This is a genomic window from Streptomyces sp. ICC1 (assembly GCF_003287935.1).
GTDB lineage: Bacteria > Actinomycetota > Actinomycetes > Streptomycetales > Streptomycetaceae > Streptomyces > Streptomyces tritrimontium.
Map to the genome: position 1 here is coordinate 236,856 of NZ_CP030287.1, position 19,737 is coordinate 256,592.

General features: G+C 72.5%; 19 protein-coding genes. 7 read left to right on the top strand and 12 right to left on the bottom strand.

Features of this window, described 5'->3' with window-relative positions; translation table 11 throughout:
• Positions 1 to 6 precede the first annotated feature (6 nt).
• The 3 genes from DRB96_RS01100 (at position 7) to DRB96_RS01110 (ending at position 3,716) form a co-directional block, all read left to right on the top strand.
• Positions 7 to 810 (top strand): thiazole synthase, encoded by an 804-nt coding sequence (locus DRB96_RS01100; protein WP_112453125.1) that lies wholly within the window; start codon positions 7 to 9, stop codon positions 808 to 810.
• A gap of 122 nt (positions 811 to 932) precedes the next feature.
• Positions 933 to 2,834: a Stk1 family PASTA domain-containing Ser/Thr kinase gene (gene pknB, locus DRB96_RS01105; RefSeq protein ID WP_112446341.1), complete on the top strand. Its 1,902-nt coding sequence runs from the start codon at positions 933 to 935 to the stop codon at positions 2,832 to 2,834.
• Between the two features lie 9 nt (positions 2,835 to 2,843).
• Positions 2,844 to 3,716, top strand: a complete 873-nt coding sequence (locus DRB96_RS01110) for a deoxyribonuclease IV (RefSeq protein ID WP_239515987.1) — start codon at positions 2,844 to 2,846, stop codon at positions 3,714 to 3,716.
• Positions 3,717 to 3,808: 92 nt separating this feature from the next.
• Here the strand turns inward: DRB96_RS01110 and DRB96_RS01115 are convergent, their stop codons facing one another.
• Positions 3,809 to 4,441: a sulfite oxidase-like oxidoreductase gene (locus tag DRB96_RS01115; protein WP_112446343.1), complete on the bottom strand. Its 633-nt coding sequence runs from the start codon at positions 4,439 to 4,441 to the stop codon at positions 3,809 to 3,811.
• Between the two features lie 173 nt (positions 4,442 to 4,614).
• On the opposite strand from DRB96_RS01115, the gene bfr reads away from it, so the two are divergent.
• Entirely contained in the window at positions 4,615 to 5,091 is a 477-nt protein-coding gene (gene bfr / locus DRB96_RS01120) for a bacterioferritin (protein ID WP_112446344.1), read from the top strand.
• A 42-nt stretch (positions 5,092 to 5,133) separates the two neighbouring features.
• Here the strand turns inward: bfr and DRB96_RS01125 are convergent, their stop codons facing one another.
• Both DRB96_RS01125 and DRB96_RS01130 read right to left on the bottom strand, forming a co-directional pair.
• Positions 5,134 to 5,400, bottom strand: a complete 267-nt coding sequence (locus tag DRB96_RS01125) for a (2Fe-2S)-binding protein (RefSeq protein WP_112446345.1) — start codon at positions 5,398 to 5,400, stop codon at positions 5,134 to 5,136.
• 164 nt (positions 5,401 to 5,564) lie between these two features.
• On the bottom strand, positions 5,565 to 6,920 hold the full coding sequence (locus DRB96_RS01130; RefSeq protein ID WP_112446346.1) for a 3-deoxy-7-phosphoheptulonate synthase class II: 1,356 nt from the start codon (positions 6,918 to 6,920) through the stop codon (positions 5,565 to 5,567).
• A 288-nt stretch (positions 6,921 to 7,208) separates the two neighbouring features.
• On the opposite strand from DRB96_RS01130, the gene DRB96_RS01135 reads away from it, so the two are divergent.
• Positions 7,209 to 9,119 (top strand): anthranilate synthase family protein, encoded by a 1,911-nt coding sequence (locus tag DRB96_RS01135; protein ID WP_239516726.1) that lies wholly within the window; start codon positions 7,209 to 7,211, stop codon positions 9,117 to 9,119.
• Positions 9,120 to 9,263: 144 nt separating this feature from the next.
• Here DRB96_RS01135 and DRB96_RS01140 read toward each other — a convergent pair whose 3' ends face one another.
• The 5 genes from DRB96_RS01140 to DRB96_RS01160 all read right to left on the bottom strand — a co-directional run bounded on the left by DRB96_RS01140 (position 9,264) and on the right by DRB96_RS01160 (position 14,241).
• Complete coding sequence (locus DRB96_RS01140; RefSeq protein ID WP_112446347.1) at positions 9,264 to 10,256, bottom strand: 2-hydroxyacid dehydrogenase; 993 nt, start codon at positions 10,254 to 10,256, stop codon at positions 9,264 to 9,266.
• A gap of 83 nt (positions 10,257 to 10,339) precedes the next feature.
• Positions 10,340 to 11,368, bottom strand: a complete 1,029-nt coding sequence (locus DRB96_RS01145; protein WP_112446348.1) for a 6-phosphofructokinase — start codon at positions 11,366 to 11,368, stop codon at positions 10,340 to 10,342.
• Between the two features lie 162 nt (positions 11,369 to 11,530).
• Positions 11,531 to 12,175, bottom strand: coding sequence for a response regulator transcription factor (locus tag DRB96_RS01150; protein WP_112453127.1), 645 nt, complete (start codon positions 12,173 to 12,175; stop codon positions 11,531 to 11,533).
• A 50-nt stretch (positions 12,176 to 12,225) separates the two neighbouring features.
• A complete protein-coding gene (locus tag DRB96_RS01155; protein ID WP_112446349.1) occupies positions 12,226 to 13,434 on the bottom strand; it encodes a DUF5931 domain-containing protein in 1,209 nt (402 codons plus the stop codon).
• Positions 13,435 to 13,473: 39 nt separating this feature from the next.
• Positions 13,474 to 14,241 (bottom strand): lysophospholipid acyltransferase family protein, encoded by a 768-nt coding sequence (locus DRB96_RS01160; RefSeq protein ID WP_112446350.1) that lies wholly within the window; start codon positions 14,239 to 14,241, stop codon positions 13,474 to 13,476.
• Positions 14,242 to 14,628: 387 nt separating this feature from the next.
• Between DRB96_RS01160 and DRB96_RS01165 the strand changes: the two genes are divergently transcribed.
• Together DRB96_RS01165 and DRB96_RS01170 are read left to right on the top strand one after the other, a co-directional pair.
• The gene (locus tag DRB96_RS01165; RefSeq protein ID WP_204357604.1) at positions 14,629 to 15,408 is read left to right on the top strand and encodes an alpha/beta fold hydrolase; all 780 of its coding nucleotides are present in this window, start codon (positions 14,629 to 14,631) and stop codon (positions 15,406 to 15,408) included.
• Positions 15,401 to 16,009 (top strand): hypothetical protein, encoded by a 609-nt coding sequence (locus DRB96_RS01170; protein WP_112446352.1) that lies wholly within the window; start codon positions 15,401 to 15,403, stop codon positions 16,007 to 16,009. Before DRB96_RS01165 ends, DRB96_RS01170 begins: the two co-directional genes overlap by 8 nt.
• 20 nt (positions 16,010 to 16,029) lie before the next feature.
• Here DRB96_RS01170 and DRB96_RS01175 read toward each other — a convergent pair whose 3' ends face one another.
• From DRB96_RS01175 to DRB96_RS01190, 4 genes are all read right to left on the bottom strand, one after another.
• Positions 16,030 to 16,782 (bottom strand): endonuclease/exonuclease/phosphatase family protein, encoded by a 753-nt coding sequence (locus DRB96_RS01175; RefSeq protein WP_112446353.1) that lies wholly within the window; start codon positions 16,780 to 16,782, stop codon positions 16,030 to 16,032.
• Between the two features lie 74 nt (positions 16,783 to 16,856).
• On the bottom strand, positions 16,857 to 17,798 hold the full coding sequence (locus tag DRB96_RS01180) for an ROK family glucokinase (RefSeq protein ID WP_112446354.1): 942 nt from the start codon (positions 17,796 to 17,798) through the stop codon (positions 16,857 to 16,859).
• 61 nt (positions 17,799 to 17,859) lie between these two features.
• Positions 17,860 to 18,396 (bottom strand): DUF5304 domain-containing protein, encoded by a 537-nt coding sequence (locus DRB96_RS01185; protein ID WP_112446355.1) that lies wholly within the window; start codon positions 18,394 to 18,396, stop codon positions 17,860 to 17,862.
• Positions 18,397 to 18,485: 89 nt separating this feature from the next.
• A complete protein-coding gene (locus tag DRB96_RS01190; RefSeq protein ID WP_112446356.1) occupies positions 18,486 to 19,625 on the bottom strand; it encodes an ArsA-related P-loop ATPase in 1,140 nt (379 codons plus the stop codon).
• Positions 19,626 to 19,737: the final 112 nt, after the last annotated feature.

Genomic DNA, 19,737 nt, shown 5'->3' on the forward strand with positions numbered 1-19,737 from the left:
CCCGACATGCCCGATGCGCCCGACGACGCCTTCACCCTGGCCGGCCGGACCTTCTCCTCGCGCCTGATCATGGGCACGGGAGGGGCGCCGAGCCTGGACATCCTGGAACGGGCGCTGGTGGCCTCCGGCACCGAGCTCACGACGGTGGCGATGCGCCGGCTGGACCCGACGGTGCAGGGCTCCGTCCTGTCCGTCCTGAACCGGCTCGGGATCGCCGTACTGCCGAACACGGCGGGCTGCTTCACGGCGGGCGAGGCGGTGCTCACCGCCCGGCTGGCCCGCGAGGCCCTCGGCACGGACTGGATCAAGCTGGAGGTCGTCGCGGACGAGCGGACGCTCCTGCCGGACGGGGTGGAACTGCTCGACGCCGCCGAAGTGCTGGTGGACGAGGGCTTCACGGTCCTGCCCTACACGAACGACGACCCGGTGCTCGCGCGCAAGCTGGAGGACGTGGGCTGTGCGGCGATCATGCCGCTGGGGTCTCCGATCGGCTCCGGGATGGGCATCCGCAACCCGCACAACTTCGAGCTGATCGCGGAGCGGGCCGGGGTTCCGGTGATCCTGGACGCGGGGGCCGGGACGGCCTCGGACGTGGCCCTGGCCATGGAACTGGGCTGCTCGGCGGTGATGCTCGCCTCCGCGGTGACCCGTGCGCAGCTGCCCGTGCTGATGGCGGCGGCGATGCGGGACGCCGTGACGGCGGGCCGCCTGGCGCACCGCGCGGGACGGATCCCGGAGCGACGCTTCGCGGAGGCCTCCTCCCCGGTGGAGGGCCGCGCCGCCCTCGACCCCGAGCGCCCGGCGTTCTGAACCGGTGCCGCGGGCCGGGACGGCGCCCGGCGCCGGCTCGGCCCCGGCGCCCACGTCACAGCTGCGCTGCAACGGACGGGGACCCTGGTCCGACCCGGGCGGGGCCCTCGTAGAATCGCCGGGTGGACACGACCCTGGATGACCCGCTCGTCGGGCAGACGCTCGACGGCCGCTACCGCGTGGACGCCCGTATCGCGGCCGGCGGCATGGCCACGGTCTACCGGGCCGTCGACACCCGCCTCGACCGGGTGCTCGCGCTGAAGGTGATGCATCCGGCGCTCGCCGCCGACGGCTCCTTCGTCGACCGGTTCATCCGGGAGGCGAAGTCCGTGGCGCGCCTCGCCCACCCCAACGTGGTGGCCGTCTTCGACCAGGGCACGCACGGCCCGTACACGTACCTCGCCATGGAGTACGTCTCCGGCTGCACCCTGCGCGACGTGCTGCGCGAGCGCGGCGCGCTGCAGCCGCGCGCGGCCCTCGACATTCTGGAGCCGGTCCTCGCCGCCCTGGGCGCCGCGCACCGGGCCGGCTTCGTGCACCGCGACATGAAGCCCGAGAACGTGCTGATCGGCGATGACGGCCGGGTCAAGGTGGCCGACTTCGGGCTGGTCCGATCGGTCGGCTCCGTCACGAACACCACCGGCTCCGTCCTCGGCACCGTCTCCTACCTCGCGCCCGAGCAGATCGAGAACGGCGTCACCGACACCCGCGTGGACGTCTACGCCTGCGGTGTCGTGCTCTACGAGATGCTCACCGGCTCGAAGCCGCACACCGGCGACAGTCCCGCGCAGGTGCTCTACCGGCACCTGGGCGAGGACGTCCCGCCCCCGTCGGCGGCCGTCCCCGGGCTGCCGGCCGCGCTGGACGAGCTCGTCGCGTACGCCACCGCGCGCAATCCCGAGCTGCGGCCCCACGACGCCGCCGCCCTCCTCGGGCTGGTCCTGGAGGCCCGCGCGCAGCTCGGCGAGGCCGAGCTGGACGCCGTGCCCCCGCAGGCGCGCACCCAGGAGCGGACCGCCGCCGAGGACCGCACCAGCGTGATCCCGCGGCCGGTCGCATCGCACTCCGAGCCCCTGTCCCACACCTCCCGGCTGGCGTCCCCGCCGCTGCCCCCGGCCCCCTCGCGGCGGCGGCCCCGTCGGCGCGGGCTGCTGCTCGCGGTGGTCGGCGTCCTGCTCTGCCTGGGTCTCGGCACGGGCGTCTGGTACATCAGTTCCGGCCAGTTCACCCAGGTCCCGAATCTGCTCGGCAAGACCGAGGCGGACGCCAGGTCCCGGCTGTCGGACGCCGGTCTCGGTGTGAAGCGGGTGGACCGCAAGTTCAGCGACTCCTTCGCCAAGGGGACGGTGATGAACACCGATCCCCCGGGCGGCAAGCGCGTCCGCGGCAACGGCGCGGTGTCGCTCACCATCTCGCGCGGGCCCGAGGTCGTCGCCGTGCCCGACCTGAAGGGCAAGCCCCTGGAGGCGGCGAAGGCGGAGCTGACCTCGGCCGGCCTGGCCGTCGGGGCGCTCACGCAGGCCTTCAGCCAGGACGTCGCCCAGGGCTCGGTGATCAGCACGGACCCGCCGGACGGCCAGAAGCGGCCCCTGGACACGGAGGTCAAGCTCCTGGTCAGCAAGGGCCGACCGGTGCCGGTGCCCAGTGTGGCGGGCAAGCCCGTCGACCAGGCCCGCTCCCTCCTGGAGGACCTCGGGCTGAAGGTGGCGACGGCCCCCGAGCAGGTCAACTCCCCCTCCCCCGCCGGTGCGGTCGCCAACCAGTCGGTCGCCGCCGGGAGCCAGGCCGCGACCGGTGACACGGTCACGCTCACCGTCTCCAAGGGCCCGCGCCAGATCCCGGTGCCGGACGTCACCGGCCAGGAAGTGGACGCGGCCCGCAAGACCCTGGAGGGGCTGGGCTTCAAGGTGAGGGTCGAGAAGCCCTTCCTCTCCTTCAGCAGCACCATCGACGCCCAGTCGGTGCCCGCCGGCCAGAACGCCGCCGAGGGCAGCACCATCACCATCAGGACCAAGGGGCTGTAACACCACGCCATGAGCAATTCGATGAGCCGCAATCCCGTGGGCGGGCACGTCCCCGTCGCCGGCGGGCTCGCCTCGGTCGGGCTGGCCTACGCCCGCGAGATGGGCGCGGAGGCCGTGCAGGTCTTCGTCGCCAATCCGCGCGGCTGGGCCACCCCGCTCGGCAATCCGGCGCAGGACCAGCTGTTCCGCGAGGCGTGTGCCGCCGAGGGGATCCCGGCGTACGTCCACGCGCCGTACCTGATCAACTTCGGCTCGCACACCGAGGCGACCGTCGAGAAGTCGGTGGAGTCGCTGCGGCACTCGCTGCGCCGGGCCCGCGCGATCGGCGCGCTCGGGGTGGTCGTGCACACCGGCTCGGCGACCGGGGGCCGCCCGCGCGAGGCGGCGTACGCGCAGGTCAGGGAGCACATGCTGCCGCTGCTGGACGAGCTGACGCACGATGACGACCCGTTCCTGCTGCTGGAGTCCACGGCCGGGCAGGGCTCCTCGCTGTGTTCGACCGCCGAGGAGTTCGGCCCGTATTTCGACGCCCTCGACCGCCATCCGATGCTCGGGATCTGCCTGGACACGTGCCACATCTTCGCGGCCGGACACGACCTCGCGGAGCCGGGCGGCACGAAGCAGACGCTGGACCTGCTGGTGGACACGGTGGGCGAGGGCCGGCTGAAGCTGGTGCACGCCAACGACTCCAAGGAGGGCGTGGGCGCCCACAAGGACCGGCACGAGAACATCGGGCAGGGCCACATCGGCCGGGACGCCTTCGCCGAGCTGTTCACGCATCCGGCGATGGAGGGCGTGCCGCTGATCACGGAGACGCCCGGCGGCAAGGAGGGCCACGCGGCGGACGTGGCACTGCTCAAGGAGCTCCGCGGGCCCGCCTGACGCGTTGGGGATCCGCGCGGCCGGCGTGGACCTCCGTACGGCCGTCCGGATGCGGCCGGCGGCGGACGCGGTCGTCCACCCGCACCACCGGGCTACAGCTCGGGGCCGTCCCCCGGCTCCTCCTGGTAGGAGTAGCGCTGCTCCCGCCAGGGGTCGCCGATGTTGTGGTAGCCGCGCTCCTCCCAGAAGCCGCGGCGGTCGGCGGTCATGTACTCGATGCCGCGGACCCACTTGGGGCCCTTCCAGGCGTACAGGTGCGGCACGACGAGCCGCAGCGGGAAACCGTGCTCGGCGGTGAGCAGCTCACCGCCCTCGTGGGTGGCGAAGACGGCCCGCCCGGAGGCGAAGTCGGCGAGGCGCATGTTGGAGCTGAAGCCGTACTCGGCCCACACCATCACGTGCGTGACCTGCGGGGACGGCGGGGCGAGGTCGAGGACGGTGCGCGTGAGCACGCCGCCCCACTCGGCGCCGGGCATGCTGAACTTCGTCACGCAGTGCAGGTCCGCCACGACGGACTCGAACGGCAGCGCCGCGAACTCCTCGTGGTTCCAGCAGTGCTTGTCACCGTCGGCCGTCGCGCCGAAGACGCGGAACTCCCAGCGGTCCGGCTTGAACTTGGGAACGGGCCCGTAGTGGGTGACCGGCCAGCCGCGCTGCAGCCTCTGCCCCGGGGGAAGCTCCAGTTGTTCTGATCCCGGAGATTCCCGGCTTTCCGGCTGACCCATACCTCCATGGTGACAGACTTGGCAGGGTGGTCATGACCAGGTACGGCCCGATTCGGGCAAGTCACGGCAACTCCCACTAAGGAGGCACTTACTGGACGGCTTCCTGCGGCGGTGCAAGGATGCGCGCACCTGCCCCGTCACATTGCTGACATTGCCTGGAAGGAGCCTCTGCGATGCAGGGCGACCCCGAGGTCCTTGAGTTTCTCAACGAGCAGCTGACCGGCGAGCTTACGGCCATCAACCAGTACTGGCTCCACTACCGGATCCAGGACAACAAGGGCTGGACGAAGCTCGCCAAGTACACGCGTGAAGAGTCCATCGATGAGATGAAGCACGCGGACAAGATCACCGAGCGCATCCTGATGCTCGACGGTCTCCCGAACTACCAGCGCCTCTTCCACGTGCGCGTGGGCCAGACGCTGACGGAGATGTTCCAGGCGGACCGACAGGTCGAGGTCGAGGCGATCGACCGCCTCAAGCGCGGCATCGAGGTCATGCGCGGCAAGGGTGACGTCACCTCGGCGCGGCTCTTCGAGGAGATCCTGGAGGACGAGGAGCACCACATCGACTACCTCGACACCCAGCTGGAGCTCATCGAGTCCATCGGCGAGGCGCTCTACATCGCGCAGCTCATCGAGCAGCCCAGCTAGCAGCCCGGCCGGCGGGCGCGGGCCGCGCGGTACGCGAGGGCCCTACGCGGCTTCGGCGAGCTCCGCACCGACCGGTACCAGCGGGTCGGCGGCGAGCACGGTGGCCACCTCGCCCTTCTCCAGCAGCTCCCGGCGGGGGCACGCACCGCGTCCGAGAAGACCCTGGATGGTGCGCACGCAGGAGCCGCAGTCGGTGCCGGCCTTGGTGGCCGAGGCGATCTGGCGGGGCGTGCAGGCCCCGGCGGCCGCGTGGTCCTTGACCTGCCTGTCGGTGATCCCGAAGCAAGAGCAGACGTACACGCGGTTCACCTCCCTGGCGAGGAATGGTTCGGCCAGCCATCCCCTATTCGGTGAGGCTTACCTAACCATACCCAAACTTAGGGTCCCCTAAAAGGGCCGGATACGACGATGGGGCGCGGATCACATTCGATCCGCGCCCCACCGTCATGAGGTGCTCACAGCGAGCTGTCCGCCTACTGGTCCCGGTACATCTCCGCGACCAAGAACGCCAGGTCCAGGGACTGGCTGCGGTTCAGGCGCGGGTCACAGGCCGTCTCGTAGCGCTGGTGGAGGTCGTCGACGAAGATCTCGTCGCCGCCGCCCACGCACTCGGTGACGTCGTCACCGGTGAGCTCGACGTGGATGCCGCCCGGGTGGGTGCCGAGGCCCTTGTGGACCTCGAAGAAGCCCTTGACCTCGTCGAGCACGTCGTCGAAACGGCGCGTCTTGTGGCCGGAAGCCGCCTCGAAGGTGTTGCCGTGCATCGGGTCGGTGACCCACGCGACGGTCGCGCCGGAGGCGGTGACCTTCTCGACCAGCTCGGGGAGCTTGTCGCGGACCTTGTCGGCGCCCATGCGGACGACGAAGGTCAGCCGGCCCGGCTCGCGCTCGGGGTCCAGGCGGTCGATGTAGGTCAGCGCCTCGTCCACCGTGGTGGTGGGGCCGAGCTTGATGCCGATCGGGTTGGCGATCTGCGAGCAGAACTCGATGTGCGCGTGGTCCAGCTGGCGGGTGCGCTCACCGATCCAGACCATGTGGCCCGAGGTGTCGTACAGCCGGCCGGTGCGGGAGTCCGTACGGGTGAGGGCGCCCTCGTAGTCGAGGAGCAGCGCCTCGTGGGAGGCGTAGAACTCGACGGCCTTGAACTCGGCCGGGTCGGTGCCGCACGCCTTCATGAAGTTCAGCGCGTTGTCGATCTCCCGCGCGAGCTGCTCGTAGCGCTGCCCGGACGGGGAGGACTTCACGAAGTCCTGGTTCCAGGCGTGCACCTGGCGCAGGTCGGCGTAGCCGCCGGTGGTGAAGGCGCGCACCAGGTTCAGCGTCGAGGCGGAGGCGTGGTACATCCGCTTCAGCCGCTCGGGGTCCGGGATCCGGGCCTCTTCGGTGAAGGGGAAGCCGTTGACGGAGTCGCCGCGGTAGGTCGGCAGGGTGATGCCGTCGCGGGTCTCGGTGTCCTTGGAGCGCGGCTTGGAGTACTGGCCCGCGATGCGGCCGACCTTGACGACCGGCACGGAGGCCGCGTACGTCAGGACGGCACTCATCTGGAGCAGCGTCTTCAGCTTGGCGCGGATGTGGTCGGCGGAGACGGCATCGAAGGCCTCGGCGCAGTCGCCGCCCTGCAGCAGGAACGCCTCGCCCTTGGCGACGGCTCCCAGACGGGCGCGCAGCTGGTCGCACTCACCCGCGAAAACGAGCGGAGGATACGACTCGAGGTCCGCGACGACAGCGCGCAGGGCCTCGGCATCGGGGTACGAAGGCTGCTGCGCCGCGGGAAGGTCTCGCCAGGTCGCCTTGAAGGCGGGGGCTTGGGTTTCAGCGTTCACGGTCACCCCACACACATTACGGCGTCACACGGCACGCCCGGCCCGACGACCACTACGTGAGACGGATGTCTCTCACTGTGTTACCCACCCGTTCACCCGCACCAGTGGGCTAGGGTTCACGCCATGTACGCGCACTCGAACAAGAACTGGTGGTGGCCCGCTCCCGGCGGCCCACTTCTCGCGCGTACCTGAAGACACGAGCGAAGCGAAGGCCGCCCCGAGGGGCGGCCTTCGCTGTTTTCGCGGAGCCCCGGCCGTCCCTCCACCACCCGGAAGGACGCCCCCTCCATGTCGATGCCCATGGACCCCAGCCGACTGCTCGACCTGCACGCGCTGCTGGACGACTCGGCCCCGCCGTTCGCCCTGCTGCGCCGCCGCACCCCCGGCCGCGACCACGACACCGTCGAGGTCCTGATCGGCCCGGTCCACGAGGCCGAGCACCTCGCCGACCTCCCCGTCGGCGAGCGGCCCGCGCTGGCCCTCGTCCCCTTCCGCCAGATGCGGGAGCGCGGGTTCGACGTGCGCGACGACGGCACGCCGCTGAGCGTGCTGGTCGCGGACGAGGCGTACGAGATCCCGCTCGCCGAGGCGCTGGCCGCCCTCCCGGACCACGAGGTGCGGGTCGACGGAGGCGGCTTCGACGTCCCCGACGAGGAGTACGCGGCCACCGTCCGGCGCGTCATCGAGGACGAGATCGGGCGGGGCGAAGGCGCGAACTTCGTCATCCGGCGCACCTACGGGGGCCGGATCGAGGGCTTCGGCCGCGCCGACGCGCTCGCGCTGTTCCGGCGGCTGCTGGAGGGCGAGCGGGGCGCGTACTGGACCTACGTGGTCCACACCGGGGACCGCACCCTCGTCGGGGCCAGCCCCGAGGTGCACGTGCGGATGTCCGGCGGCACCGTCGTGATGAACCCGATCAGCGGTACGTACCGGTATCCGGCCGAGGGCCCCTCCGTGGAGTCCGTGCTGTCCTTCCTCGGGGACCGCAAGGAGACCGAGGAGCTGTCCATGGTCGTCGACGAGGAACTGAAGATGATGTGCACGGTCGGCGACATGGGCGGGGTCGTCGTCGGGCCCCGGCTCAAGGAGATGGCGCACCTCGCGCACACCGAGTACGAACTGCGCGGCCGGTCCTCACTGGACGTGCGGGAGGTCCTGAAGGAGACCATGTTCGCGGCCACGGTGACCGGGTCGCCGGTCCAGAACGCCTGCCGGGTCATCGAGCGGTACGAGACCGGGGGCCGGGCCTACTACGCGGGCGCGCTGGCCCTGCTGGGCCTCGACGCCGCCGGCGCGCAGACGCTGGACTCGCCGATCCTGATCCGCACGGCGGACATCGCCGCGGACGGCGCGCTGCGGGTGCCGGTCGGGGCCACGCTGGTCCGGCACTCCGACCCGGCGGGCGAGGTCGCCGAGACCCACGCGAAGGCGGCGGGCGTGCTCGCGGCGCTGGGGGTGCGCCCGGCGGCGGTCCGGCCCTCCTTCGCGGGGGCCCGGCTGGCCGACGACCCCCGGGTCCAGGCGGCACTGGCGGCTCGCCGCGAGGACCTGGCGCCGTTCTGGCTCCGGATGCAGGAGCGGCCGGCCGCGGTGACGGGCCACGCACTGGTGGTGGACGGCGAGGACACCTTCACCTCGATGCTGGGGCACGTGCTGCGGGTGGCCGGGCTGGAGGTGACCGTACGCCGCTACGACGATCCGGGTCTGCGCGCGGCGGCCCTGGCCTGGGACGGGCCGATCGTGCTCGGCCCCGGCCCGGGCGACCCGGCGGACTTCGGGGATCCGAAGATCCGCACGATGCGCGAGCTGACCGCGGAGCTGCTGGCCGGGCACCGGGGCGGGCTGCTCGGGGTCTGCCTGAGCCACCAGCTGCTGGCCGCCGAGCTCGGGCTGCCGCTCGTCCGCAAGGCCGAGCCCGCGCAGGGGGCGCAGACGCGGATCCCGTACTTCGGCGGGGCGCAGGAGGTCGTCGGGTTCTACAACACGTACGCGGCGCACTGCTCCGCGGAGCGGGAGCGGTCCCTGGCCCTTCGGGGCATCGAGGTCTCCCGGGACCCCGCCACGGGCGAGGTCCACGCGCTGCGCTCCGCGGCGGGGGGCTTCGCGGGGGTCCAGTTCCACCCGGAGTCGGTCCTGACCCTCCGCGGCGCGGAGCTGGTCCGCGACCTGATCGCGGGCCTCCGCGTGGCCGCTGCCCGCGGATAGCCCCGGACCCGCTGCCCGGACCCGCTGCCCGGACCCGTCCCCCGGGGCTCCGCCGGACGGAGTCCGGCGCAGCGCCGCGAAGCCGGAGAGGCCCCCCGGGGCCGAACCGCGCGAGCGGCGCGTCAAGAGGGAGAGTGCGGCGCGTCAAGAAGGAGAGAGGGTGTTCTCCGAGCGGCGGCCCGCCAGGTAGTCCGCGACGTTGGCGACCGTGGTGTCGATGATCTGGCCCACCGCGTCGCGGGTGTAGTACGCCTGGTGGGAGGTGACGACCACGTTCGGGAAGGTGATCAGCCGCGCCAGGGTGTCGTCCTCGACCACCACCAGGGACTTGTCCAGGAAGAAGAGCCCCGCCTCCGCCTCGTACACGTCCAGACCGACCCCGGCGAAGCGTCCGGACCGCAGCTCCGTGACCAGCGCGTCCGTGTCCACCAGGCCGCCCCGGCTGGAGTTCACCAGGATCGCGTCGTCCTTCATCGTCTTCAGCGCCTCGGGGCCGATGATGTGGTGCGTGGACTCCAGCAGCGGGACGTGCAGGCTGATCAGGTCCGAGGACGCGAACAGCTCGTCCTTGTCCACGTACTTCATGCCCAGCTCCACGCACGCCGGGTTCTGCGCCACGTCCCAGCCCAGCAGGTTCATCCCGAAGCCGTGCGCGATCCGGGTGAACGCCTCGCCGATCTTGCCGGTTCCGAGGACGCCCACGGTGCGGCCGCGCATGTCGCGGCCCATCAGGCCGTTGAGGCGGAAGTCGAAGTCCCGCGTCCGGTTCGAGGCGCGGACGATCCGCCGGTTCACGGCCATGGCCAGGGTCCACGCGAACTCGGCCACCGAGTACGGGGAGTAGTACGACACCCGGCTGACCGTCAGGCCGAGCCGGCGCGCGACCTCCAGGTCGATGTTGTTGAAGCCGGTGGAGCGCTGGGCGATCATCTTGGTGCCGCCCGCCGCCAGGGTCTGCAGCACCCGGCCGTTCAGGTCGGCGTTCACGCTCGAGGACACGATCTCGTACCCGGCCGCGATGGGGGCGGTGTCCTCGCTCAGGAAGACGTCCAGGCAGCGCACCTCGTGCTGTCCCGCGAAGGCCTTCTCGATGAGCGGCTTCTCGTCCCCTTGCACCCCGAATGCCAGGATTTCCACGTTCGCTCCCGTGCTGCGCCAAAATGCTCGGACCATGGGTCGTCTGTCACCATACGACCCACGGTCCGCCTTCGCGCTCCGGCTCAGCCGAAGAACACTCCGGCCTCCTTGTACAGCGCCGGGTCCACCGTCTTGAGCTTCGCCGTGGCCTCGGCGATCGGCACGCGCACGATGTCCGTCCCCTTCAGCGCGACCATCTTGCCGAAGTCCCCGTCGCGCACGGCGTCGATCGCGTGCAGCCCGAACCGGGTCGCGAGCCACCGGTCGAACGCGCTCGGCGTGCCGCCCCGCTGGACGTGCCCGAGCACCGTCGTACGGGCCTCCTTGCCGGTCCGCGCCTCGATCTCCTTGGCCAGCCACTCGCCCACGCCCGACAGCCGGACGTGCCCGAAGGAGTCCTTCGTCCCGTCCTTGAGCACCATCTCGCCGTCCTTGGGCATCGCACCCTCGGCGACGCACACGATCGGCGCGTAGCTCGCCTTGAACCGCGAGGTCACCCAGGCGCACACCTGGTCCACGTCGAAGCGCTGCTCGGGGATGAGGATGACGTTGGCGCCGCCCGCGAGCCCCGAGTGCAGGGCGATCCAGCCGGCGTGCCGGCCCATCACCTCGACGACCAGGACGCGCATGTGCGATTCGGCGGTGGTGTGCAGCCGGTCGATGGCCTCGGTGGCGATGCCGACCGCGGTGTCGAAGCCGAAGGTGTAGTCGGTGGCCGACAGGTCGTTGTCGATGGTCTTCGGGACCCCGACGCACGGGATTCCGTACTCCTCGTACAGTTTCGCGGCCACGCCCAGGGTGTCTTCGCCGCCGATCGCGACGAGCGCGTCGACCTCGTACTTGGCGAGGTTCTCCTTGATCAGGCGGACGCCGTCGTCCAGCTTGAACGGGTTGGTGCGCGAGGAGCCGAGGATGGTGCCGCCGCGCGGCAGGATCCCGCGGACGGCGGGGATGTCGAGCGGGACGGTGCGGCCCTCGACCGCGCCGCGCCAGCCGTCCCGGAACCCGACGAACTCGTAGGCGTACTCCTGCACGCCCTTGCGCACGACGCTGCGGATCACCGCGTTGAGTCCGGGGCAGTCCCCGCCGCCCGTCAGCACTCCGACCTTCATGGAATTTCCCTTCGCCACAGGGCCCGCTGAGGCCGCAGGGCCCGCATGACGGTCACGCTAGTGGTGACTCAGGTCACAGCAAGACCTGAGAAAGGGTCAATTCCGGTGGAATTACGGGATGTTGCGTACGCCTGTTCACTCGTACGAGGAATTGTTCACCCCTTACGCGTCGTCGAGGCCCCGCTCGATCGCGTAGCGGACGAGCTCCACCCGGTTGTGCAGCTGGAGCTTGCCCAGGGTGTTCTGCACGTGGTTCTGCACCGTGCGGTGGGAGATGACGAGGCGCTCCGCGATCTGCTTGTACGAGAGTCCCTTGGCCACCAGCCGCAGCACCTCGGTCTCGCGGTCGGTCAGCTGCGGGGCCTTCGGCTCGTCGGCGGCGGCCGGCGCGGGGTCGGTGGCCAGGCGCCGGTACTCGCCGAGGACCAGGCCGGCCAGGCCCGGGGTGAAGACGGGGTCGCCGGCCGCCGTGCGGCGGACGGCGTCGATGAGCTCCTGGGCCCCGGCCGACTTCAGCAGGTAGCCGGTCGCGCCGGACTTCACCGCCTCCAGTACGTCGGCGTGCTCGCCGCTCGCGGACAGGACCAGGACCCGCAGCGCCGGGTCGGCGCCGACCAGCTCCTTGCAGACCTGGACCCCGGGCATGCCCGGCAGGTTGAGGTCGAGGACGAGCACGTGCGGGGCGGCGGCGCGGGCCCGGCGCAGCGCCTCCGGGCCGTCGCCCGCGGTGGCCACCAGGTCGAAGCCGGCGGCGGCCAGGTCGCGGGCGACCGCGTCCCGCCACATCGGGTGGTCGTCGACGACCATGACCTTGATGCCGGCGTTGTCGCCGCCCCGGCCGGTCTCGCTGTGCTCGATCACTGGGTGCTCCCCCTCGGTACTTTCAGTTCCACTTCGGTGCCCTGTCCGGGGACGGACACCAGCTCGGCGCTGCCGCCGAGGTCCCGCAGCCGGCCCCGGATGGACAGGGCCACGCCCATCCGGCCCTCGCCCTCGGCCTGGTCGAGCCGGCCCGCCGGGATGCCCGGGCCGTCGTCGCGGACGGTCACGATCACCTCGTCGCCCCAGTCCTCGACCAGGATCCAGGCGCTGGCCCCCTCGCCGGCGTGCTTGCGCACGTTGTCCAGGGCCGCCCCGACCGCCGCGGCCAGCTCCTTCGCCGCGGGCACCGGCAGCGGCACCGGGGCGCCCGGCTCCGCGAAGCTCACCCGGGAGCCGGCGTGCGGGGCGAGGAGCGTCCGCAGGTCCAGCTCGCCCTCGTCGGCGCCGGGTTCCTCCACCTCGTACGCGGCCACGAGCGCGCCGAGCGACTCGTCGCCGGAGATCCTGGAGGGCCGCGCCAGCCCGCTGGAGACCAAGGTGCGCAGCGCGACCTCCTGGTCCCCCGCCATCCGGCCGAGCTCCGCGGCCTCCCCGCCCAGTTCGGTGCCCCGCCGCTGGACCATGGCGAGGACCTGGAGGACCCCGTCGTGGATGTCGCGGGCGAGGCGTTCGCGCTCGCGGGTGGCGGCCTCGATCTCCAGGGCACGGGCGAGCGTGGCCTCACTGGCCCGGGCGACCTCGACGACGTAGCCGATGGCGACGGAGGCGACCCAGACCAGCAGCACGTTGTGCAGGGTGTCCCGGGTGGGCTCGCCCCGCTGGACCAGGTTGGCGGCGGCGACGAAGGTGGAGGCGAAACAGGCCCAGCGCCAGCCGCCCTTGATGGCGAAGGCCAGGACGGCGCCCGCCGTCCATATGGACGGCAGGGTGGGTCCGCCGGCCGCGATCCGCTCGTGGGTGTCCGCGAGCGGGGTGAGCAGGATGCCCACGCAGGCGACGGTGAGGTCGGCGCACAGGAACCGCTTGGTGCAGCTGGCGGCGTTCGCCACCTTGGGGGAGGTGAGCAGGGTCCAGCCGGCGAGGACGGCGAGATAGCAGACCGCGATCCAGGGGCGGTCGAACTTGTTGTGGGCGAAGGCGAACAGCAGTACCGCGTAGACCATGGTGAGCAGCCGGTAGGCCGTCAGGGCACGCCACAGCGGCTGTTCGACCGACATGCGTACGACGCGCTCGCGCTTCGCCATCTCCCCCACCCCGTACGGGCGGTGCGCGCCCGCGTGCTGTTACTTGTCGGTGTCCGCGGCCTTGTCGGCCGCGTGCGCCTTCTCCGCCTTCTCGGCCTTCTCGCTCTTGGCCACGGCCTTCTCCGCGTCGGCGATCTGCCGCTTCGCGGCCGTCGCGTAGATGTCCACGTACTCCTGGCCGGAGAGCTTCATGATCTCGTACATGACCTCGTCGGTCACCGAGCGGAGGATGAAGCGGTCCCCGTCCATGCCCTGGTAGCGGCTGAAGTCCAGCGGCTTTCCGATCCGGATACCCGGACGCATCAGCTTCGGAACCACCTTGCCGGGCGGCTGGATCTTCTCCGTGTCGATCATCGCGACGGGGATGACGGGCGCACCGGTGGCCAGCGCCACCCGGGCGAGCCCGCCGGGCTTGCCGCGGTAGAGCCTGCCGTCGGGTGAACGCGTCCCCTCGGGGTAGATGCCGAACAGCTCCCCGCGCTCGATGACGTCGATGCCGCTCTTGATCGCGGCCTCGCCGGCCCCGCGCGCGCCGGAGCGGTCCACGGGCAGCTGGCCGACGCCCTTGAAGAAGGCCGCCGTCAGCCTGCCCTTGACCCCCGGGGAGGTGAAGTACTCCGCCTTCGCGATGAAGGTCACCTTCCGGTCCAGCACGGCCGGGAGGAAGAAGGAGTCGGAGAAGGACAGGTGGTTGCTCGCGAGGATCGCCGGCCCCTCCGCGGGAATGTTCTCGAGGCCCTCCACCCACGGCCTGAAGGCGAGCTTCAGGGAACCGCCGATCGAGAACTTCATTGCGCCGTAGATCAACTCGAAAGCCTTCCTGTGTCTGTCGAACAGACCTTAACCGTTCCTGGCGATGTCGGCCGCTGCCGGTCGAGTCGCCGCAAGCCGGGCCGGGCCGGCCGTCTCCCCGCGAGCCGGCGACCGCCGACGGCGATCGCCGGACGCCCGGCCTCGATCCGTCGCTCCACTCCGGCCGGACGCGCGGTCGAGGATCTGCAACCGGCACTGCTTCCGAGCACGTTCGGCCCGGCTCGGGCATCCCCGTACACCACCCGCCCGACGGCCGCGGGGCACGGATGCCCGGGCCCGCGCCCGCAGCGGCCCGACGACCCTGGTCGGTGCCACCCCTGTCGCGGACGGTGAAGTCACACAGCGCTACGCACCCCCCACCCCCCCTCGAAGGAGACCCTGGTGCCCGTCCCCCCCGGAGCCGCGCCGTCCCGCCACGAGGGCGGAAAGGTCGGCGTCCTCCTCTGCCACGGCTTCACCGGTTCCCCGCAGTCGATGCGCCCCTGGGCGGACCATCTGGCCGCGCGAGGTCTGACGGTGTCGCTGCCCCTGCTGCCCGGGCACGGGACGCGCTGGCAGGACATGCAGCTCACGGGATGGCAGGACTGGTACGCCGAGGTGGACCGCGCGCTGCGGGAGCTGCTGGAGAGCTGCGAGCAGGTGTTCGTCTTCGGGCTGTCCATGGGCGGCGCGCTGACGCTGCGGCTGGCGGCGAAGCACGGGGACTCGATCAGCGGGATCGTTCTCGTCAACCCGGTCAACAAGGTCCACGACCCGCTGGCCGTCGCCCTTCCGGTGGTCAAGCACTTCGTGCGGTCGACGCCGGGCATCGCGAGCGACATCGCCAAGCAGGGCTCGGAGGAGGTCGGCTACGACCGGATCCCGACCCGGGCCGCGCACTCGCTGCGCAAGTTCCTGCAGATGCTGGACACCGAGCTGCCGCAGGTGACGCAGCCGCTGCTGCTCCTGCACAGCCCGCAGGACCACGTCGTACGCCCGGCCGACTCGGCGCGGATCCTGGCGCGGGTCTCCTCCACCGACGTCACCGAGACCCTGCTGGAACAGAGCTACCACGTCGCGACGTTGGACCATGACGCGGAGCGCATCTTCGCGGACAGTTACGCGTTCGTCGGTCGACTGGCGGAGAGCGTGGGCAGGGAGGGGGCGGCCAGCGGTGGCTGAACACGAGGAGTCCGCCGGGGGCGTACCCCCGCTGGACGAGGAGGCGGCGTGGGCGGCGATCGTCGCCGGGTACGGACAGGAGCCCGCGGACCCGCCGGGCTCGAGACCGTTCCGGCCGATCGAGAACCTGCTCCTGCCGGAGGATGACGTGGCACCGCTCGAAGCCGGGAGCCCCGGCGAGCCGAAGGGTCCGGAAGTCCAGGAGGCCGAGGAAGCCCCCGACCCCCCAGAGGCCCCGGCGGCCCCGGCGGCCGCCCTGGGCAGTTCCGTGGTGTTCGCCCCGGGCGTCGGAATGGCCGGGCCGCGGGACCACTCGCTGGCCGACCCGGACGACCTGCCCGACTCCGCCAAGGACGAGGGCCACTTCGTGCCCCCGGAGCCGGACCTGCCGGAGGCCGACGCGACCTCGAAGTTCGCCTGGCTCGCGGTGGTGGGCGGACCGGTGCTGCTGCTCCTGGCGGTGCTGCTCCAGTGGGACATGACGTGGTGGCTGACCACTCTGGGCATCGGCGGCTTCCTGGGCGGCTTCGCGACGCTGGTGGCGCGCATGTCCCAGGGTGACGACGAGGACGACGACCCGGGCCGCGGCGCGGTCGTCTAGTCAGGGACGGAGGAGCCGGCCTACACCGCCGGGAGGCGGAGGGCGGCCAGGACCGGGAGGTGGTCCGTGGCCGCCAGCAGGTCCGCGGACGTGACTCCCGGCAGGCCGGCCGGGACACCGCAGGCCAGTACCTGGACCCCCCGCGTGGCGAAGACCGCGTCGATCCGCCGCGACGGCGCCCCCGGCGGGAACGTGGCCGCGCCGCCCCACGGCGCCACCGCCCGGCAGTCCTGGAGCGCCTGCGCCAGCCGCCCGAACGCGGCGCCGTCCGGGCCCTCGTTCAGGTCGCCCGCCGCGATCGCGTACGGGGTGTCCATCGAGGCGACCCGGTCCAGCAGCAGACCCGCCTGGGCCTGCCTCTCCCGCCTCTCCAGCGACAGGTGGGCGCTGACCACGCCCACCCGGGCCGCCCCGAAGCGGACCACGGCGGTCGCGAAGCCCCTGCGGTGGCGCCCCGGCGTCAGGGGCAGCAGCACGTCCTCGGTCCGCTCCACGAAGGCCCGCAGCGAGCACAGGAGCAGCGGCCCCGCCGCCGTCGCGCCGCCCGACAGGACCACGAGGCCGCTCTTCTTGGCGAGCCGCGCGGCGTGCTTGCGCCACCGGAAGAACCGCGGCGCCTCCTGTACGCACACCAGGTCGGGCGCGCAGGCGCGGATCACCCGGGCCAGCGCGTCCTCGTCGTCGCGCAGCGAGCGGACGTTGTAGGAGAGCACCCGGATCACGGCGGAACCATCGGCTTCGGTACGGGAGTTGGGCAGCTCGGCGAGTTCCATACCGGGAAACATAACCAGACTGCCCGCCGCACCCGGGAGGGCACGGCGGGCAGCGGGGCGAATCGGGACGGGGGTCAGCCCTGGCGGGCCAGGTCCGCCGCGCCGACCAGGCCGGCTCGGCCGCCCAGCTGCGCCGCGAGCACCTGGGCGTGCGGCCGCCAGGCGCCGCCGATCAGCCAGCGCTTGAAGGACTTGCGGATCGGGTCGAGGACCAGGTCGCCCTCGTCGGAGACGCCGCCGCCGACGATGAACGCCGAGGGGTCGAAGAGCGAGGCCAGGTCCGCGAGGCCGGCGCCGGCCCAGCGGGCGAGTTCGCGGAAGGAGTCGACGGCCACCAGGTCGCCCTGGCGGGCGGCCTCGCTGATGTGCTTGCCCTCGATGCCCTCGGGGGTGCCGTCGCCGAGTGCGAGCAGGACCGTCGCGTTCTCGGGGGTCGCGTTGGCGCGCTGCTTCGCGTACCGGACGAGCGCCCGCCCGGAGGCGTACTGCTCCCAGCAGCCCTGGCTGCCGCAGCCGCACAGCAGGCCGTCCGGGACGACCCGGATGTGGCCGAATTCGGCGGCGACGCCGAAGCGTCCGCGCCGGAGCTTGTTGCCGATGATGATGCCGCCGCCCAGGCCCGTGCCGAGCGTGATGCAGATGACGTCCTCGTGGCCCTGGCCGGCGCCGAAGCGGTACTCGCCCCAGGCCGCGCAGTTTGCGTCGTTCTCGACGACCACGGGCAGGCCGATGCGCTGCTCGACCTTGTCCTTGAGCGGCTCGTGGCGCCAGTTGATGTTCGGCGCGAAGAGCACGGTCGCGCGCTTGTCGTCGACGTATCCGGCGGCGCCGATGCCCACCGCGTCGATGGTGTGGTTGCTGCTGACCTCGGACACTGCGGCGCAGATCGCGTCCGTCACTCCGTCCGGTGTCGGCGGGGTGGGCACCTTGTACGTCTCAAGGATGGTGCCGTCTTCGTCGACCACGCCGGCCGCGATCTTCGTGCCGCCGATGTCGACGCCGATGGTGAGTCCCATTAGTCCCTCGGTTTCCGGTCAAACCCCGCCGCCGCCAACGGTACCCGAGTGGGGAAGAGGATCAGTCGAGATCGATGCGCTCGGCGGGGGCGCCGCCGCCCTCGCCCTCGTCCTTGCCCTCGTCCTTGCCGCGGGGCCGCTCGCCGGACGGATTGCCCGACGGATTGCCTGGGTGGTCGCCGGAGGGCTTGCCCGGCCGGTCGCGGGGCTCCTCGCGCGTCCAGCGGCGCTCGTGGCCCTCGACCGCCGAGCGGTAGGCGGCGAGCAGCTCCGAACCGGCGGCCGCGAGGTGGTCGAAGACCTCGGGGTTGCGCTCGATGACGGGCTTGGCGGCGGTCTTCGCCTGGTTGACGAACTGCCGGACGGCGCCCTGGGCGGCGACGCCGAGGAGCGGGTTGTTCAGCGCCGAGACCTTGTCGGCGACGGCCTCGAACAGCTTGAAGAGCTCTTCGGCGGCGGTCCCGTTCCCGGCCCCGGATCCGGCGCCCTGCTCCGACCTGCGGCGTTCCTTCTCCGCGGCGAGGTCCTCGGCGCAGGCCTCCGCCCAGGCGTTCTCGTCGGCGGAGGCGTCGGTGGGTCGGTCGGTGGCCTCGCTCATGGCGGACTCTCCTGCGGCGGCGGCTGGGCGTGCGGGTGCGTACTACCTTCGACGGTACCCGAACGGCGGTACGGGGCCGCGTGCCGGTGTCAGCCCGTCCGCGGCCACAGGCCGGGGTCCGGGGTGAAGCGGATGCGGAGCTCGCCGGCGGTGAGGGCGGCGCCGGAGACCGTGCAGCGGCGCAGCACCGCGGGCAGCGGAACGATCCTGCGGTACGGGCCCACCGTGAGCAGCAGCTCGTCGCCGCGCCGGATCAGGTCGAGCTCGGGCTTCTCGGCCCGGGGCAGGGGGATGCTCCAGAGCAGCACCCCGTCCTCGGCGAGCCGGTCCTCGACGGCCCAGTCGGGGCGCGGCGCCGTGGCGGCGGCCGGGGCGGGGGCCAGGGCCGCCAGGTCCTCGGGGCCCCGCGGGTCCCGCCCGAGGTGGGGTACGCGCAGCACCGGGAGGCCTTCCTCGCCGGCCCACCGGGCGGCGTACTCCTCCTGCTGGGCGGCGAGTCCCGCGAGCCAGGGGTCGGCTGACCCGCCGGGCAGCATCCGGTTGGCCACGAGCGCGGAGACGGGCAGCTGCTGCAGCGCGAGTCCGAGCCGGCCGAGGCGCAGCGCGGCGTCGGCGGCGGGTCCGGGCTCCGCGACGAGCCGGACCGAGGTGGTGGGCGCCTCCACGACGGCCTGGACGGCCGCCAGCTCCTCGTCCCAGCGGGCGGCGGCCTCGTACAGCCACTGCGCGGGCATGGGCACCCCGGCGAGCTGGGCCAGTACGGGGCGCAGGGCGCGGGCGGCCTGGCGCTCGGCGGGGAGCAGCCGGGCGAGGTAGCGGCGCAGCTGGGCGGGGAGGGCGAGGGTGGCCACCGCCTGGTGCAGCGGGGGCATGTCGACGACGACGAGGTCGGTGCCGGGCTCGGCGGCGGCCCGGCGCAGGGCGCGGAGCAGGGCGAACTGTTCGGCGCCGGGCAGTTCGGTGAGCTCGTCGGCGCCGAGCGGGCGGGCGCCGAGCATCCCGAGGAGCGCGGAGCCGCGCTCTTGCAGCGAGACGAGCTCCTGGCGGAACTCCTCGCCGGAGTCGACGCGGGCGACGCGCAGGCTGCCCTGGGGGGCGGCGGGCGGGTCGCCCGGGTCGGCGCTGAGCAGCAGCACGCGGTGCCCTTGCCGTGCGGCGGCGAGCGCGGTGGCGGCCGCGACGGTGCTCCGCCCCGCCCCTCCGGGGCCGGTGACGAGGAGGGTGTGCATGGTGCTCCTAGTGCTGTGGCCGGGGGGCCGGCCCGGACCCGCGCCTCGAGCGCCGGCGGGGCTGTGTTTCAGCCCGTCCGGCGTGTGAGGACCGGGTCCGGGCAGCGCCCGG